The sequence below is a fragment of the Agrobacterium larrymoorei genome (assembly GCF_037722385.1).
GTDB lineage: Bacteria > Pseudomonadota > Alphaproteobacteria > Rhizobiales > Rhizobiaceae > Agrobacterium > Agrobacterium larrymoorei_C.
The window spans coordinates 160,526-174,123 of sequence record NZ_JBBKAQ010000001.1; the positions used below are offsets into that span (position 1 = coordinate 160,526).

The following is a 13,598-nucleotide window of genomic DNA, read 5'->3' on the forward strand; positions in this document are numbered from 1 at the left end:
CGGCATGTTGGAGGAACCGCTTACATCAAATCGCGTTAGGGGGCCCGCGCCGGCAGTAACCATCTTGATCAAGAGACTATTGACGGGATGACCGGATAAGTTTCGTATCCGCCCAAGAACGGTCATAGCGATGTTGGGAAATCTCTATATGGTCCGGCGCAGACATTTTTAAGTTGGAAAGGTTTTATTTGTGAAGGAACAGTCTCGAAAGATCACTCCAGTACTTCTGGCAGGCGGCGCTGGATCAAGACTTTGGCCAGTATCGCGGGATCAGTTGCCCAAACAGTTCCAGCCTCTTGTTGGAGAGCTTTCCACCTATCAGCAAACTTTGAAGCGCGTCAGCGACAAGGGCCTTTATGCCGAACCGCTGGTGATCACCAACGAGGATTTTCGCTTTTTCGCAAGACGGCAGGCCGAGGAGATCGAACTTCCGGCAACTGTGGTTCTGGAGCCGGCGCGCCGTGACAGTGCTGCCGCCATGGCCGCAGCGGCACTGCTTGCCGATAAGCGGGAGAAGGGTTCACTCGTGCTGGCGCTCGCGGCAGACCATGTGGTGCTGGATAATGATCTTTTCGCCGATGCGGTGAGGTTGGGTGCCGAGGCTGCCGAGCAAGGCAACATCGTGGTCTTCGGCCTGACGCCGACCGAACCGAGGACCTCCTATGGCTACATCAATCCTGGCGAGCCCATCAACGGAAACGAGGACCTTTGCGTTGTCGAAGCCTTCGTTGAGAAGCCAGATGAAGCACGTGCGGTCAGCTACGTGGAGAAGGGCTATCTCTGGAATTCCGGCAACTTCCTCTTCCGCTCCGACATCATGATCGAAGAGTTGAGGAGCCACGCTCCCGAAATTCTGGCTGCGGTTCAGGCGGCAGTCGAAAACCAGGAGAGCGATCTTGGCTTCGTGCGCCTCCATAAGGAGAGCTTCGAATCCTCACCGAAGAACTCGATCGACTATGCCGTCATCGAAAACACCAAGCGTATGGCTGTCGTGCGCGGGCATTTTCGGTGGTCCGATATCGGTAGCTGGGATGCCATCTGGGAGATTGCCGATAAGCATGACGCCCATAACGCGATCGAGGGGCAGGGGATTATTCTCGATTCCGAAGGTTGCCTCGTGCATTCCACGGGCCTGCTGACAACTGTCGTCGGTGCCAAGGACCTCGTCGTCGTTGCGACGAAGGATGCGGTTCTGGTCACTCCGAAGGATCGCGTTCAGGACGTCAAAGGCTTGGTAGAAACCCTAAAGGGAAGCGATCATTCCTTGAAGACGGAAAGGCACAAGCGTGCATACCGCCCATGGGGCCATATCGAACAGACCGATTCCGGTCATCGTTACCGCGTCAGCCACGTTAAGGTCGAACCGGGCCACCGGATTTCGCTGCAGCAGCATTACCATCGCTCAGAGCACTGGATCGTGGTTCGTGGCACCGCGACGGTTACGATCGAAGACCAGACCCGCCTCCTGACGGAAAACGAGTCTGTGTATATTCCGATCGGCAAGCCGCATCGCTTGGCCAATGAGGGGCAGATCCCGTTGGAGTTGATCGAAATCCAGACCGGCTCATACCTTGGCGAAGATGACATCATCCGCCTGCACGACGATTACAGGCGCGAGTAAGGTTCGCGCCTGACGTTCGGGTACATGGACCGGATCAGGCTGCGGAAGACAGCCTGACCGTGTTCTGTGCCGGCAGAAGCCTTAGCACTTCATCAGCGTAGGCCATGCTGTTTTGAAGGGCCTTGTCGAGATTGCTGACCTGTGACGGGTTCATCATGTGGAGATAGCCGCGGAACTCGAACATGTCGCGGAAGGCGGCGCGTTCGATAATCGGCGTGTTGAGAACGTTGACGTTGCGCTTGGCAAGAAGCGCTTTCGCGGCCAGCAAGGCGCGCGTGGTCACCATGGAATTGACGCGTGACAATAGCACCGAGTGTGGGATCTTTATGCCTGCGCGATCGTCGAGATAGCGCAGAAGCTCCAGCACCTGTGCGGCACCCTGCGCGTCCATCGTGCTGCCCTGAACGGGAATGATGACGTGGTTGGAAAGGCCAACGGCTGTGGCCAGAAGTGGGGACTGAGCGCCTGGCAGATCGATGATCACGTGGTCGAATTTCTTGCGATTGTCGAGCACATGCTGCTGTAGGGTGGTGATCGAAACATAGGTAATGACGGAAAGTTCGATGCGGTGATCGGCGTTTTCGCGCCATTTCGAGAGCCAGCGCTGCGGGTCGGTATCGATCACGCAAATGCGCAAGCCACGACGGGCGAGCTCCGATGCCAAGAGCAGAACTGCGGTTGTCTTGCCTGCACCGCCCTTGGTGTTTGCGAACGTGATGACTGCCATGATGGACCCAAGCGTAAAAGAGGGAGGCGGCGATCATCGCGCATTGAAACGCACCCGTTTCATGGTGCGGTCCGATCATTCAACAATATGGTTAACAGGGTCTGAACAAGACCCGCGAGACTTCAGCGTCGGTAGTCTTCCGCCATAATTTCCCGGGCGATCTGGTCGAGCGGAACGATCTTGTCGACACCGCCATGGGCGATCGCCTCCTTCGGCATACCGAAGACGATGCAGGAGGTTTCATCCTGAGCGATGTTGTAGGCCCCGGCCTGATGCATTTCCAGCATGCCACGGGCACCATCGTCGCCCATTCCAGTCATGATGACGCCCATTGCATTCGATCCGGCCGAGCGGGCAGCGGAGCGGAAGAGAACATCGACCGAGGGACGGTGACGGGAGACGAGCGGACCATTTCTGACCGACACATGGTAGCGCGCGCCTTGGCGCTCCAACAGCATGTGCTTGTCGCCAGGCGCAATCAACACATGGCCACGCAGGACTGGGTCGCCGTCTTCCGCTTCCTTTATCTCGACTTCGCATAGGCCATTCAGTCGTTTGGCGAATGCTGCCGTGAACTTCTCCGGCATATGCTGAACGATGACCATGCCTGGCGAGTTTGCCGGCAGTCTCTCCAGCATTTCTCGAAGTGCTTCGGTCCCGCCCGTCGAGGCTCCCACACAGATCACCATCTCCGTGGTACGCGCCATGGCCTTGCCCGATGGTGGGGGGAGAACCGCATCCGCCGTCAGCTTGGCTTGGATACCGAGCGAGCTCGAGCCTCGGGGCTGCGCCCTCACACTCTTCACTCTTGCATGTGCAGCACTCTTGACGACTTCGCAAATGCGCAAGGCAGACTCTGCCAGGTGATCCGCAGCGCCAATACGCGGCTTGAGGATCACGTCGACGGCTCCGGCTTCGAGAGCCTGGATCAGCGTTTCGGAGCCTGCTTCGGTCAGGGAGGAACACATCACCACGGGAATGGGATGTTGCGACATGATCTTCCGCAGAAAGGTAATGCCGTCCATGCGCGGCATTTCGACATCCAGCGTGATGACGTCTGGAAGGTCTTCCTGGATTCTCTTTGCCGCCATGAAGGGATCGGACGCCGCCCCTATGACTTCGATCGCAGGATCGGCCTGCAGCACGGCGGTCAGCGTTTGTCTCACGCTGGCAGAGTCATCAACGATGAGGACGCGGACTTTTTTGACCATGATAACCTACTGCTTGAGAAAAACCGTATTGGCGACCTGCTTGACCGGCAGATTGATGCCGGTGACAGACTCCGAGTGGCCTATCATCAGATAGCCGCCGGGCGCCAGGCACTTGCAAAGCTCGGTAAGCACGTGGGTCTGCGTCTTCTTGTCAAAGTAGATCAGCACGTTGCGGCAAAAGATGACATGGACCGGAGCACCGATGTCATAGGACGGGTTCATCAGATTCATGCGGGCAAAGCCCACCTTGGCGCGCAGCTTCGGTGAAATCCGCACGTCGCTGCGATATTTGTCTCGAGCCTGCATCACGTATTTGCGTTGCATCGCGCTGGGCACGGGCTCCAGAAGATCGCGATTGTAGATACCCGAATGTGCCTTTCTAAGTACATCTGTCGAGAGATCCGTCGCAAGAATGCTGAAATCCGAGATCAAACCCTTCTCGACGGCCTCTGCCATGACCATCGCCATCGTATAAGGTTCAGCGCCGGTTGAGCAGGCTGAACTCCACGTGCGTGGCTGGCTTACCCCTTGCTTTGCAAGTGTCGGAAGAGCGGTCTTTTCGAGAAATTCGAAATGGTTCGGCTCGCGAAAGAAATCCGTCTTGTTCGTTGTCACCACGTCGATGAGGTAGATCACCTCATCTTTCAGGCCGTCTTGCCGAAACAAATAGTCGCAGTAATTGCCAAATGTTGGAAAGCCTGTGGCGCGCAGACGCTTGCGCAGCCGGCCTTCCAGCATCGACCGCTTGGCCTCCGTCATTTTGATACCGCAGTAACTATAAATGAACTCGGAAAGTTGGCGAAAATCGCGGGTGCTCAGACTATCGTCGAAGTTTACGCTGACAGCGGTACTCAATTACTCGTCCTTTCAGGCTGCGCGCATCGGGCCGTTGTCGACCTTCGCAAGCTCGCCAGCATCGCCAGAGAACAATTTCGCAAGATCGATGATAACGACGAAATCGCTTTCGCGGCGAACGACACCAGCGATGTAGCTGGAGTTCCAACGAATGCCGATATCGGGTGCGGTTTCGATCTGGTCCTGCCGGAACGGGGCGACTTCGAAGACCTTATCGGCAACGAGGCCGAGCGCCAGCACCTTGTCAACGAAGGGGATGTCGAGCACCAGGATGCGTGTGTGCGATGTCTTCACCGTCTTGGTCATGCCAAGGCGCAGGCGGAGATCGATGACCGGTACGCCTTGCCCGCGAACGTCCCTTAAGCCGAGCAGATAATCAGGACCATGTGGGATCTTGAACGCCTCTTCGTGGTCAAGGATTTCACGAACGACGTCCACAGGAACCGCGAAGACTTCCTCGCCAAGGCTGAACGTCACGTATTGCATGGTAGATGTTGGGCTCGCCATTTGCGTCTTCTCCAGAAGTCTTGGTCGACATTGCCGATTGAGCGGTAGTTTACGTCAGGTCAGAGGAAGCGGGCATGATACCCGCATCCATGTGGTCATTAGCCGGCGTGGCGGAACTCGTCGTCATTCTCGTCCGGTCCGCCCATGGACATGTCCAGAGCAAATCCTTTCGCACGGGCCTGCTGGGCGTGGACTGCACTTGTCGGGGCAGGGCGGCGGACTGGAGTTGCAGGCTTTGCGGCGCTGCGGGTGACTGCTGCCGGAGCCACTTGACGAGCCGGTGCGGGCCGAACCGGAGGCGCCGCCTCGGCGCGCTCGACCTTGAAGAAGGCGATGCTGGCCTGAAGCTCTTCGGCCTGTGCGGCCAGTTCTTCCGATGTTGCGGACACCTCTTCCGAAGCACCGGAGTTCTGCTGCGTCACCTTGTCGAGTTGCTGGATCGCCTCGTTGATCTGGCTGGCACCAATATCCTGCTCGCGGCAGGCCGCAGAGATTTCCGAGACCAGTTCCGCGGTCTTGCGAATATCTGGAACCAGACGGTTCAGCATCTCACCTGCTTCGGTCGCAACCTGAACGGTTTCACCCGAGAGTGAAGAGATTTCAGCCGCGGCCGCCTGGCTGCGTTCTGCAAGCTTACGGACTTCAGAGGCGACTACTGCAAAGCCCTTACCATGTTCACCAGCACGTGCAGCTTCCACAGCGGCATTCAATGCGAGAAGGTCGGTCTGTCGCGCAATTTCCTGAACGATGGAAATCTTCTCGGCGATGGTGCGCATGGCAACGACGGCGCGGCCTACGGCTTCACCGCTGGCTTCCGCATCCTTCGAGGACTGTCGAGCAATCTTCTCTGTCTGAGCGGCGTTGTCGGCGTTCTGCTTGATGTTGGCGGCCATCTCTTCCATCGAAGCGGAAGCTTCTTCGGCAGAGGATGCCTGTTCGGTTGCGCCCTGAGACAGCTGCTCGGAAGACGAAGACAGCTCCTGGCTGCCGGACGAGACGTTGTCGGCTGCAGCAAGCGCATCGCCGACGACACCGCGCAGGCGCTCGACCATCGACTGAAGCGCGATGCCGAGCGTATCCTTGTTGGAGAGCGGCTTTGGGGTCACGGTCAGGTCGCCTTCAGCGATCTGGTTTGCGACGGTTGCGGTTTCGCGCAGGTTCGTGACCATGTGCAGCATGGCGTTGCCAAGCGTATCTCTCTCCGAGAGCGGTTTCACATCCTTGGAGAGGTCGCCTGCGGCAATCGTACCCGCGACATCGGCAGTCGCACGTAAGTTGACGACCATGTTACCCATGGCGATCCCCAGGCTATCCTTGTCGGAAAGCGGCTTCACATCCTGCGAGAGGTCACCTTGAGCAATGTTGTTGGCAACTGCCGCGGTGGCGCGGAGGTTGGTCGTCATCACGTTCATGCTGTCGACAAGATCCTTGATCTCGTCATTGCTCTTGATTGCGATATCCTGATCCAGGTCACCGAGCGCAACGGCGCGGGACGCACGGATCGCTTGCTGCAATCCCTTGTTGATGCCAAGCGCAATCCATGTGGCGATGAGGATCGATAGGATGATGATCGCTGCAACAACGCTGATGAGGATGGTGCGCGAAGTCGCATATTCCTCATTCGTCGCTTCGTCCGTAGCCTTCAGATCGGTTGCGATTTCGTTGTTCAGGCCTTCGAGAATGGTCAGCATTGCTCGCGTTGCCTTTTCGCCTTCTCCCATGGAGATGGCGCCGGCCTGGCGATTGCTTTCGGCAGTATTTTCAGTTGCAAGACGCAGCACGTCTTCCTGCAGCTTTTCCCAAGCGGGAACGGCGGCCTTGAGTTCAATCACCTTGGCATGGATCGCCGGATTCGTCTCTTTTTCAAGAGCTGAGATGATCTGCCCGATTTTCGCGCGATCGGAGCGAGCAGAATCGACGTAGGTCGATATGCGGGCTGGATCCTCGTTCAGCGCAGCGCTCTTTTCGCTGGCGATTGCGTTCAGGATCGCGTCGGAAAGGTCGCTGGAGTTGCGCAGGTTAGCCGCGGGACCCTGCACGATATCCGTCACAGCAGCATTGAGCGACGATAGCTGGGTGATGGCCATACCAGCCATACCTCCCGACAGCAGGATGATAAGCGCGAAGGCCAGTGCAAGTTTGAGCTTAATCGTAAATCGCATCTTGGTGATATCCTTAGGTGTGGCGGCAGGCCACGAAACGAGGAAGCTCGGTCACTGGGAGCCTTGTTCGGGGTCTGGTAAGGTTGGGAAAGAGAAGCCTGCGTGTGTCCGGTCGCAGGCTCCTCGTAAATTTTAGGCGCTTTCGCGGAAATCCTGGTCGTTATCGTCTGGACCACCCATGGACATATCCAAGGCAAACCCATTGGCGCGAGCCTGCTGAGCGTGGACAGAGTGTGTCTGGGCGGGCCGGCGAACCTGAGCGGCAGGCTTTGCCGCAGGGCGATGCGCCGGTGCCGGTGCAGCATGGCGAACTGGTGCTGGGCGGCTATTGGCATTGGCGCGCTCGACCTTGAAAAAGGCGATGCTTGCCTGAAGCTCTTCGGCCTGTGCGGCCAATTCTTCCGATGTGGCAGACATTTCTTCCGAAGCACCGGAGTTCTGCTGCGTCACCTTGTCGAGCTGCTGGATCGCTTCGTTGATCTGGCTTGCACCGATATCCTGCTCGCGGCACGCTGCGGAGATTTCAGCCACCAGTTCGGCCGTCTTGCGAATGTCTGGCACCAGGCGGTTCAGCATGTCGCCAGCTTCAGTCGCAACCTGAACGGTTTCACCGGAGAGCGAGGAGATTTCGGCTGCTGCTGCCTGGCTGCGTTCTGCCAGTTTGCGCACTTCAGAAGCGACAACCGCAAAGCCCTTGCCATGTTCGCCGGCGCGTGCAGCTTCCACAGCGGCATTCAGTGCGAGAAGGTCGGTCTGACGGGCGATTTCCTGAACGATGGAAATCTTGTCGGCAATAGTGCGCATGGCAACCACAGCACGGCCAACCGCTTCACCGCTGGCCTCTGCGTCCTTAGAGGACTGGCGAGCGATCTTCTCTGTCTGAGCGGCGTTGTCAGCATTCTGCTTGATGTTGGCAGCCATCTCTTCCATAGAAGCGGATGCTTCTTCGGCAGAAGATGCCTGTTCCGTTGCACCCTGAGACAGCTGCTCGGAAGACGAAGACAGTTCCTGGCTACCAGATGAGACGTTGTCGGCTGCAGCAAGCGCATCACCCACGACACCACGCAGACGCTCGACCATCTTTTCAAGCGAAATACCAAGCGTGTCCTTGTCCGATAGTGGCTTTGGCGTCACGGTCAGGTCGCCATCGGAAATCTGGTTTGCGACGCTGGCTGTGTTGCGAAGGTTTGCCGTCATCACATTGATGCGCTCGACAAGATCCTTGATCTCGTCATTTGTCTTGATCTCGACATTCTTGTCGAGATCGCCGATAGCAACAGCCTCAGCAACGGTCATGATTTTGCGCAGGCCGGTGTTGATGCCGAGCGCGATCCAGGTTGCGATGACGAGGCTACCCAGAACCGCCGACGCGACGGCGATGATCATGATCAGGCGAACCTGCTCGTACATCGCCTGGCTGTCACCCATCATCTTGTCGACGATTTCAAGCTGAACGCGGACGAGTTCCTTGGTATTCGTGCCGATGGACTGTGCGAGAGCACGCATTTGTCCGTTGGAGTACTCGATGGCTCCCTGCTTGTTGCCGGATGTCAATAGATCCTTGAGCTTGACGGACTCGCCGTTGAATTTTTCGAAGTTCTCCACCACAGCGGCCCAGTAAGGTTTGCCCTGCGGCGAAGCCTGGGAGAACCCCGTGCGGGCAATTTCCAGTGTGCTCGACGTCAACTCGTCCGCGATTTTCGTGTAACGATCTGCATTTGCAATTTCGTTTTCGAGCAAGGCGTTCTTTTGCTGGCGAATGATTTCCGAGAGATTGCGGTCAATCTGTAACGCGTATTGGAGACGCTTTTCAGGACCGTTAGCCAAGTCCCCCAGTCCTTGGTTCACAGTCGCCAGGCTATTGATGCTGTAGAGCGACAACGCAGCAAGAACCGTGAGGATAATGCCGAATGCCAGCGTCAGTTTAAGTTTAATCGTAAATCGCATTTTGCCCCCGTGGAAGATGCGCCAGGCGCATCGGATGTTTGCTGGCACGAAAGACCCATTGTCTTTCGATGCGCGGTGTCGTTCGGTTTCATCCGCCCGGATGGGCGACTGATATTTCGCTCAAGCCTTTCGGCTTCCGCTTAGTCGTCGATCCCCCTCGACGTCGCGGAATTCATGCTTTTCCAAGTTCAACCACGTTGCCTTGAGCGCTGACTTTTCCAGGCAGGCTCTCGCGCTGCGCCGAGAAGATCGCAATCAGGTTCGGCATGATGACGAACTCGGATCCGCGCTTGATCAGGCAGTTGATGTAATCTGGTCGCCACCGCATGCCGACGCTCGGCGGCGGCTCGCTGGCGGACTTGGAAAAGGTCGTGACCTCGTAGACCTTGTCGGTTCTAAGCCCGACCAGCGTCTGTTCGCCTTCCAGCGAAATCTCGATGACGATGATGCGGCTATCGATGGTCTTTTCCGCCGCGTGCATGCCGAAAGCGAGACGGATGTCTGCCAGCGGTATGACCTTGCCGCGAAAATTGATGACGCTTGAGACGAACGCCTTGGCGCCCGGAACGGCGGTTTCTGGCAGAAGGTCGAGAATTTCCTGCACCTGCGCGGCTTCAATCGCGAAGGTCTCGCCTTCGATCGAAAACGTCAGAACTTCTATGTCTTGGCGTTCTGCCCAGAAGTCTTCTGGCTGTTTCAAAAGCGGCTGGTTCATCCGGCAATGCGCATCTGCGCCTCCTGTTGCTGGCCTGCCGCAACAAGATGTGCGACGTCGAGAATGAGAGCGACGCTGCCGTCTCCAAGGATGGTGGCGCCTGAGAAGGTAGCAACGTCATGGTGCAGCTTCGACATGGCTTTGATGACCGTCTGGTGATCGCCGATGATCTGATCGACGACCAGTCCGACACGCTCCGACCCGGTGGAAATGACCACCACCTTCTGGAATTGGTCCGGCTTCGTGCCGCTCTGGAAGAGTTCACGCAGCCGGATGAATGGCACCAGGCTTTCGCGCAGCGAGATGAAGGAGCGACCGCGAGATTTGACGTCGTCTTCGGGCGACAATTCGAGGCACTCTTCGACCGCCGAGAGCGGAATGACGTAGCAGCCGTGGCCGACGCGAACGAGCAGGCCATCGATGATGGCAAGCGTGAGCGGAATGGCGAGCGACACTTCCGAGCCTGCACCCGGCGCGCTTGTAATGTTGATCGTACCGCGCAGTGCCTCGATGGTCTTTTTGACGACATCCATGCCAACGCCACGACCCGAGAGGTTCGTGACCTGAGCAGCTGTCGAGAAGCCGGGTTCGAAGATCATCTGGAGCAGTTCCTGATCTGTCAGGATTGCGCCCGGTGCTACGAGCCCGGAGGATTCCGCTTTGGCGCGAACACGCTCGCGATTGATGCCTCGACCGTCGTCCTTGATCGTGATGATGACGTCACCACCGGTTTGGCGCGCAACCAGAGAAACATGCCCGACCGGGTCCTTGCCCGCTGCAATGCGTTCTTCGGGCGTTTCAAGGCCGTGGTCGCAGGAGTTGCGGACAAGGTGGACGAGCGGATCAGCGAGGCGTTCGATCACGGCCTTATCGACCTCAGTGCTCTCGCCCTCGGTGATCAGTTCGATCTGCTTGCCGGTTTCGCGCGCCAGATCATGCGTTAGGCGGCGAAAGCGGCTGAAGAGTTGGGCGATCGGTACCATACGCAGCACCATCATCGTGTCACGTAGTTCGCCGGAGAGCCGCTCTACGTCTTCCGAGACGGCACGCAGATGAATGTCGACGCTGGTATTGGCGAGCTGCGACAGACGCGACTGCGCTATGACAAGTTCGCCGACGCGGTCCATCAACTCGTCGAGACGTTCCGCCGGAACGCGGACGTTCTCAGCTGCCCGACCCTGCTTACCCTCGGTGGCGGCCTGGACAAGCTGAGGATTGGCCTTGACAGCTTCTTCGACGGGAGAAGGTGGAGGCGCGATCTCTTCGGGTGCCGTGACGTCTTCCACCTTTGTGATCTCGAGCTCCATATCGTCCATGACGAAGATGAAGACATCGTCGATGGCGGATCGGGGCTGTTCCGTCGTCAAGGTCACAGACCAGCCGACGTAAAGCTGGGTCGGATCAATCTGCCCAAGAGGAGGAATGGCACCCGTGTTGGCGACGATCGTGCAGTCGCCAAGTTCGGTCAGCTCGTTCAAAAGGCCAAGCGGGTTTGTGCCATTTGCCATTGCATTTTCAGGAAGGCGGAACTTGATAGTCCATGTTGCGCCAGACGTTGCAGGCGCCGCAACAGCAGCTGTGACCTTTGGCGCCGACGGCGCAACGGCTTTGCTACCAGAACCTTCACCGACGGCTGCCTGCAATTTGGCCAGCAACCTATCGCCGGTCTCTGGGAACGCGGTCGCCGGGTTGTCCACCAGGCGGCGCATGTGGTCCTGAGCTTCCAGAACGGCAGCGATCAACTCGCTCGTGGCCGGGACTTCGCCCTTGCGAACACGGTCGAAGGCCGTCTCGCAATGATGGGTAAAGGCAGCGAGTGCCTCGAAGCCGAACATTGCGCCGGACCCTTTTAAGGTATGCAGACCGCGAAACACGGCATCAATCTGACTTTGATTGGATAGATCATGCAGAAGGTCGAGAAGCCCGCTTTCGATCTGCTCGAAAAGCTCGGCGGCCTCTGTCCTGAAAACCTGAATAGGGTCCAGCAGCGTCATTTACCGAGCACCTTTCTGACAATCTTGACGAGGTTTTCCGGATCGAACGGCTTGGTGACCCAGCCGGTGGCGCCGGCGGCCTTTGCCCGCGCCTTCATGTCGGCATCGGACTCCGTCGTCAGAAAGATGATCGGCACGCCGGTGTGGGCTGGCGATTGGCGCAGTGCCTCGATCATCTCCAAGCCATTCATGTTTGGCATGTTGAGGTCGGTAACGATGAGGTCGAAAGGAGCGCTTTTGGCTCTCGCAAGTCCGTCCGCACCGTCCACTGCCTCGGTCACCTGGTACCCGGCGTTGGTCAGCGCGATCTTCGTCGTCATGCGAATGCTCGCGGAATCGTCCACAGTGAGAATGTTGGCGCTCATTTAGATGTCCTTTCCATGCAGCCAGAAGAGGCGCGAAGCCTCGTCCATGTTCTCAAGGAAGCCTGCACGCCCAAGCGTTTCCACAACGCCTTGGCCTGCTGGCTTCTTCAAAGTGATGAATTTGCCCTGCTCACGGGCGTAAAGACGCGACGACTCGACGAGCTGAACGAAGCTCAGATCGACCGATGCGTCCTCGGGTATGTCCAGGACCACGGCGCTGCTTTCCTGAAAAGCAGAAAGTAGGGTCTCGTGGATCGCGTTGATCCCCCTGATCGACAGGGAAGAGGGAAGTGTGACGGTTTCGGGGGTCATCGGCTTTCCTGCGTGTTTGCGGTTTGAACGCGCCCCTCGGGCGAAAGGGAAAGGGTGTCGCTGAGGCTGGCTGCGAGTGCGGGCGGTTCGACCTGCGCTTTGCTGGCAGGCGTCATCAGTTTTTCAATAGCCAGCCACTGGCGATCGAAGGCTGCGACGCAGTCGGGGTCGAAGTGCAGCCCGCTGTTTTCATGGATGTGCTGGCGAGCAGTGTCGATCTCCCAGGCCTTTTTGTAGGGACGCTCGGTGCATAGTGCTTCGAAGACATCTGCAACCGCGACAATACGCGCGACGAGCGGAATATCTTTGCCCTTGACGCCGTTCGGGTATCCGGTGCCGTCCCACTTCTCGTGATGGCCGCCTGCAATCGCTTCGGCGACCTGCAGCAGGCGCGATGTGCCGTTGCCAAGGAGACTGACGCCGAACTCCACATGCTTGCGCATCTCGGAAATTTCCTCGGGGGTCAGTTTACCGGGCTTCTGGAGAATGCAGTCGGCAATGCCGATCTTGCCGACGTCGTGAAGCGGCGCGACGAGATAGATCATCCGGCAGGTTTCTTTATCGAGGCCGAGATCGGCTGCGATCAACTGGCTGATCTTCGCAACTCGCGAAATGTGGTCACCGGTTGCACCGTCGCGAAACTCGATCGCGCGTGCGAGACGCCAGATGATCTCTTCTTCACGCGCGACCAGTTCCTGAGTAGCGTGCGCTACCTCTTCCTCAAGCCGGGTTGCCTGGCGCGAAAGCTCCAGATGGGCTTTGCGCAATTGCAGAAGATTGGTCGCGCGGGCCTGAAGTTCGATCGCGTCAAATGGCTTGGAGACAAACTCCGTGGCGCCGGCCTCTATCGCGGCAATCAGGACCTCACGCTGGCGTTCTGCCGTGACCATAACGATCGGCACGAGATCATAGTCTGGCGATTGCTTGAGCGCCTTGATGACGTCGATGCCCGTGTATCCCGGCATGAGATAGTCGATGAAAAGTAGATCGACAGGGTTGGCAAGACAATATGTCAGCGCCGCTTCTGGCACCGTAAATGTAATAAGTTCAATACCTTCAATATTGCTCAAAGAGGATTGCAGAGCAAAGAGTGCGGACCGACTATCGTCTACGAGTACTACCTTCACCGTGGCTCCAGGCATTCGACAGGGAACAGCATTCCGTTCTTCGGTTTAAAGCCGA

Annotated in this window: 12 protein-coding genes; 1 reads left to right on the forward strand and 11 read right to left on the reverse strand. The window is 57.8% G+C overall.

What is annotated here, in order from left to right; translation table 11 throughout:
* Nucleotides 1-190: 190 nt before the first annotated feature.
* A complete protein-coding gene (locus tag WKI41_RS00715) occupies nucleotides 191-1,621 on the forward strand; it encodes a mannose-1-phosphate guanylyltransferase/mannose-6-phosphate isomerase (protein ID WP_340191619.1) in 1,431 nt (476 codons plus the stop codon).
* Between the two features lie 34 nt (nucleotides 1,622-1,655).
* On the opposite strand, the gene WKI41_RS00720 is transcribed toward WKI41_RS00715, so the two are convergent.
* The 11 genes from WKI41_RS00720 to WKI41_RS00770 form a co-directional block, all read right to left on the reverse strand.
* A complete protein-coding gene (locus WKI41_RS00720) occupies nucleotides 1,656-2,348 on the reverse strand; it encodes a ParA family protein (RefSeq protein WP_340191620.1) in 693 nt (230 codons plus the stop codon).
* Nucleotides 2,349-2,470: 122 nt separating this feature from the next.
* The gene (locus WKI41_RS00725) at nucleotides 2,471-3,559 is read right to left on the reverse strand and encodes a chemotaxis-specific protein-glutamate methyltransferase CheB (protein WP_340191621.1); all 1,089 of its coding nucleotides are present in this window, start codon (nucleotides 3,557-3,559) and stop codon (nucleotides 2,471-2,473) included.
* Between the two features lie 6 nt (nucleotides 3,560-3,565).
* Nucleotides 3,566-4,414 carry a CheR family methyltransferase gene (locus WKI41_RS00730; protein WP_340191622.1) on the reverse strand — a complete coding sequence of 283 codons (849 nt, stop codon included), beginning with the start codon at nucleotides 4,412-4,414 and terminating at the stop codon, nucleotides 3,566-3,568.
* A 12-nt stretch (nucleotides 4,415-4,426) separates the two neighbouring features.
* A complete protein-coding gene (locus tag WKI41_RS00735) occupies nucleotides 4,427-4,921 on the reverse strand; it encodes a chemotaxis protein CheW (RefSeq protein WP_062424057.1) in 495 nt (164 codons plus the stop codon).
* Nucleotides 4,922-5,019: 98 nt separating this feature from the next.
* Nucleotides 5,020-7,083, reverse strand: coding sequence for a HAMP domain-containing methyl-accepting chemotaxis protein (locus tag WKI41_RS00740; RefSeq protein WP_340191623.1), 2,064 nt, complete (start codon nucleotides 7,081-7,083; stop codon nucleotides 5,020-5,022).
* Nucleotides 7,084-7,215: 132 nt separating this feature from the next.
* Nucleotides 7,216-9,030, reverse strand: coding sequence for a methyl-accepting chemotaxis protein (locus WKI41_RS00745; RefSeq protein WP_340191624.1), 1,815 nt, complete (start codon nucleotides 9,028-9,030; stop codon nucleotides 7,216-7,218).
* 172 nt (nucleotides 9,031-9,202) lie between these two features.
* Nucleotides 9,203-9,745 (reverse strand): chemotaxis protein CheW, encoded by a 543-nt coding sequence (locus tag WKI41_RS00750; RefSeq protein WP_340191625.1) that lies wholly within the window; start codon nucleotides 9,743-9,745, stop codon nucleotides 9,203-9,205.
* Nucleotides 9,742-11,739, reverse strand: a complete 1,998-nt coding sequence (locus WKI41_RS00755) for a chemotaxis protein CheA (protein WP_340191626.1) — start codon at nucleotides 11,737-11,739, stop codon at nucleotides 9,742-9,744. Before WKI41_RS00755 ends, WKI41_RS00750 begins: the two co-directional genes overlap by 4 nt.
* Nucleotides 11,736-12,104, reverse strand: coding sequence for a response regulator (locus WKI41_RS00760; protein WP_340191627.1), 369 nt, complete (start codon nucleotides 12,102-12,104; stop codon nucleotides 11,736-11,738). The genes WKI41_RS00755 and WKI41_RS00760 overlap by 4 nt, the downstream gene beginning before the upstream one ends.
* Nucleotides 12,105-12,416: an STAS domain-containing protein gene (locus WKI41_RS00765; protein WP_340191628.1), complete on the reverse strand. Its 312-nt coding sequence runs from the start codon at nucleotides 12,414-12,416 to the stop codon at nucleotides 12,105-12,107.
* On the reverse strand, nucleotides 12,413-13,543 hold the full coding sequence (locus WKI41_RS00770; RefSeq protein ID WP_340191629.1) for an HD-GYP domain-containing protein: 1,131 nt from the start codon (nucleotides 13,541-13,543) through the stop codon (nucleotides 12,413-12,415). Before WKI41_RS00770 ends, WKI41_RS00765 begins: the two co-directional genes overlap by 4 nt.
* Nucleotides 13,544-13,598 lie beyond the last annotated feature (55 nt).

Bases quoted from the DNA above. Each gene is read 5' to 3' on its own strand.
- WKI41_RS00720 (WP_340191620.1), bottom strand. From the start codon at position 2,348: ATGGCAGTCATCACGTTCGCAAACACCAAGGGCGGTGCAGGCAAGACA.
- WKI41_RS00765 (WP_340191628.1), bottom strand. From the start codon at position 12,416: ATGACCCCCGAAACCGTCACACTTCCCTCTTCCCTGTCGATCAGGGGG.
- WKI41_RS00725 (WP_340191621.1), bottom strand. From the start codon at position 3,559: ATGGTCAAAAAAGTCCGCGTCCTCATCGTTGATGACTCTGCCAGCGTG.
- WKI41_RS00735 (WP_062424057.1), bottom strand. From the start codon at position 4,921: ATGGCGAGCCCAACATCTACCATGCAATACGTGACGTTCAGCCTTGGC.
- WKI41_RS00755 (WP_340191626.1), bottom strand. From the start codon at position 11,739: ATGACGCTGCTGGACCCTATTCAGGTTTTCAGGACAGAGGCCGCCGAG.
- WKI41_RS00745 (WP_340191624.1), bottom strand. From the start codon at position 9,030: ATGCGATTTACGATTAAACTTAAACTGACGCTGGCATTCGGCATTATC.
- WKI41_RS00750 (WP_340191625.1), bottom strand. From the start codon at position 9,745: ATGAACCAGCCGCTTTTGAAACAGCCAGAAGACTTCTGGGCAGAACGC.
- WKI41_RS00740 (WP_340191623.1), bottom strand. From the start codon at position 7,083: ATGCGATTTACGATTAAGCTCAAACTTGCACTGGCCTTCGCGCTTATC.
- WKI41_RS00760 (WP_340191627.1), bottom strand. From the start codon at position 12,104: ATGAGCGCCAACATTCTCACTGTGGACGATTCCGCGAGCATTCGCATG.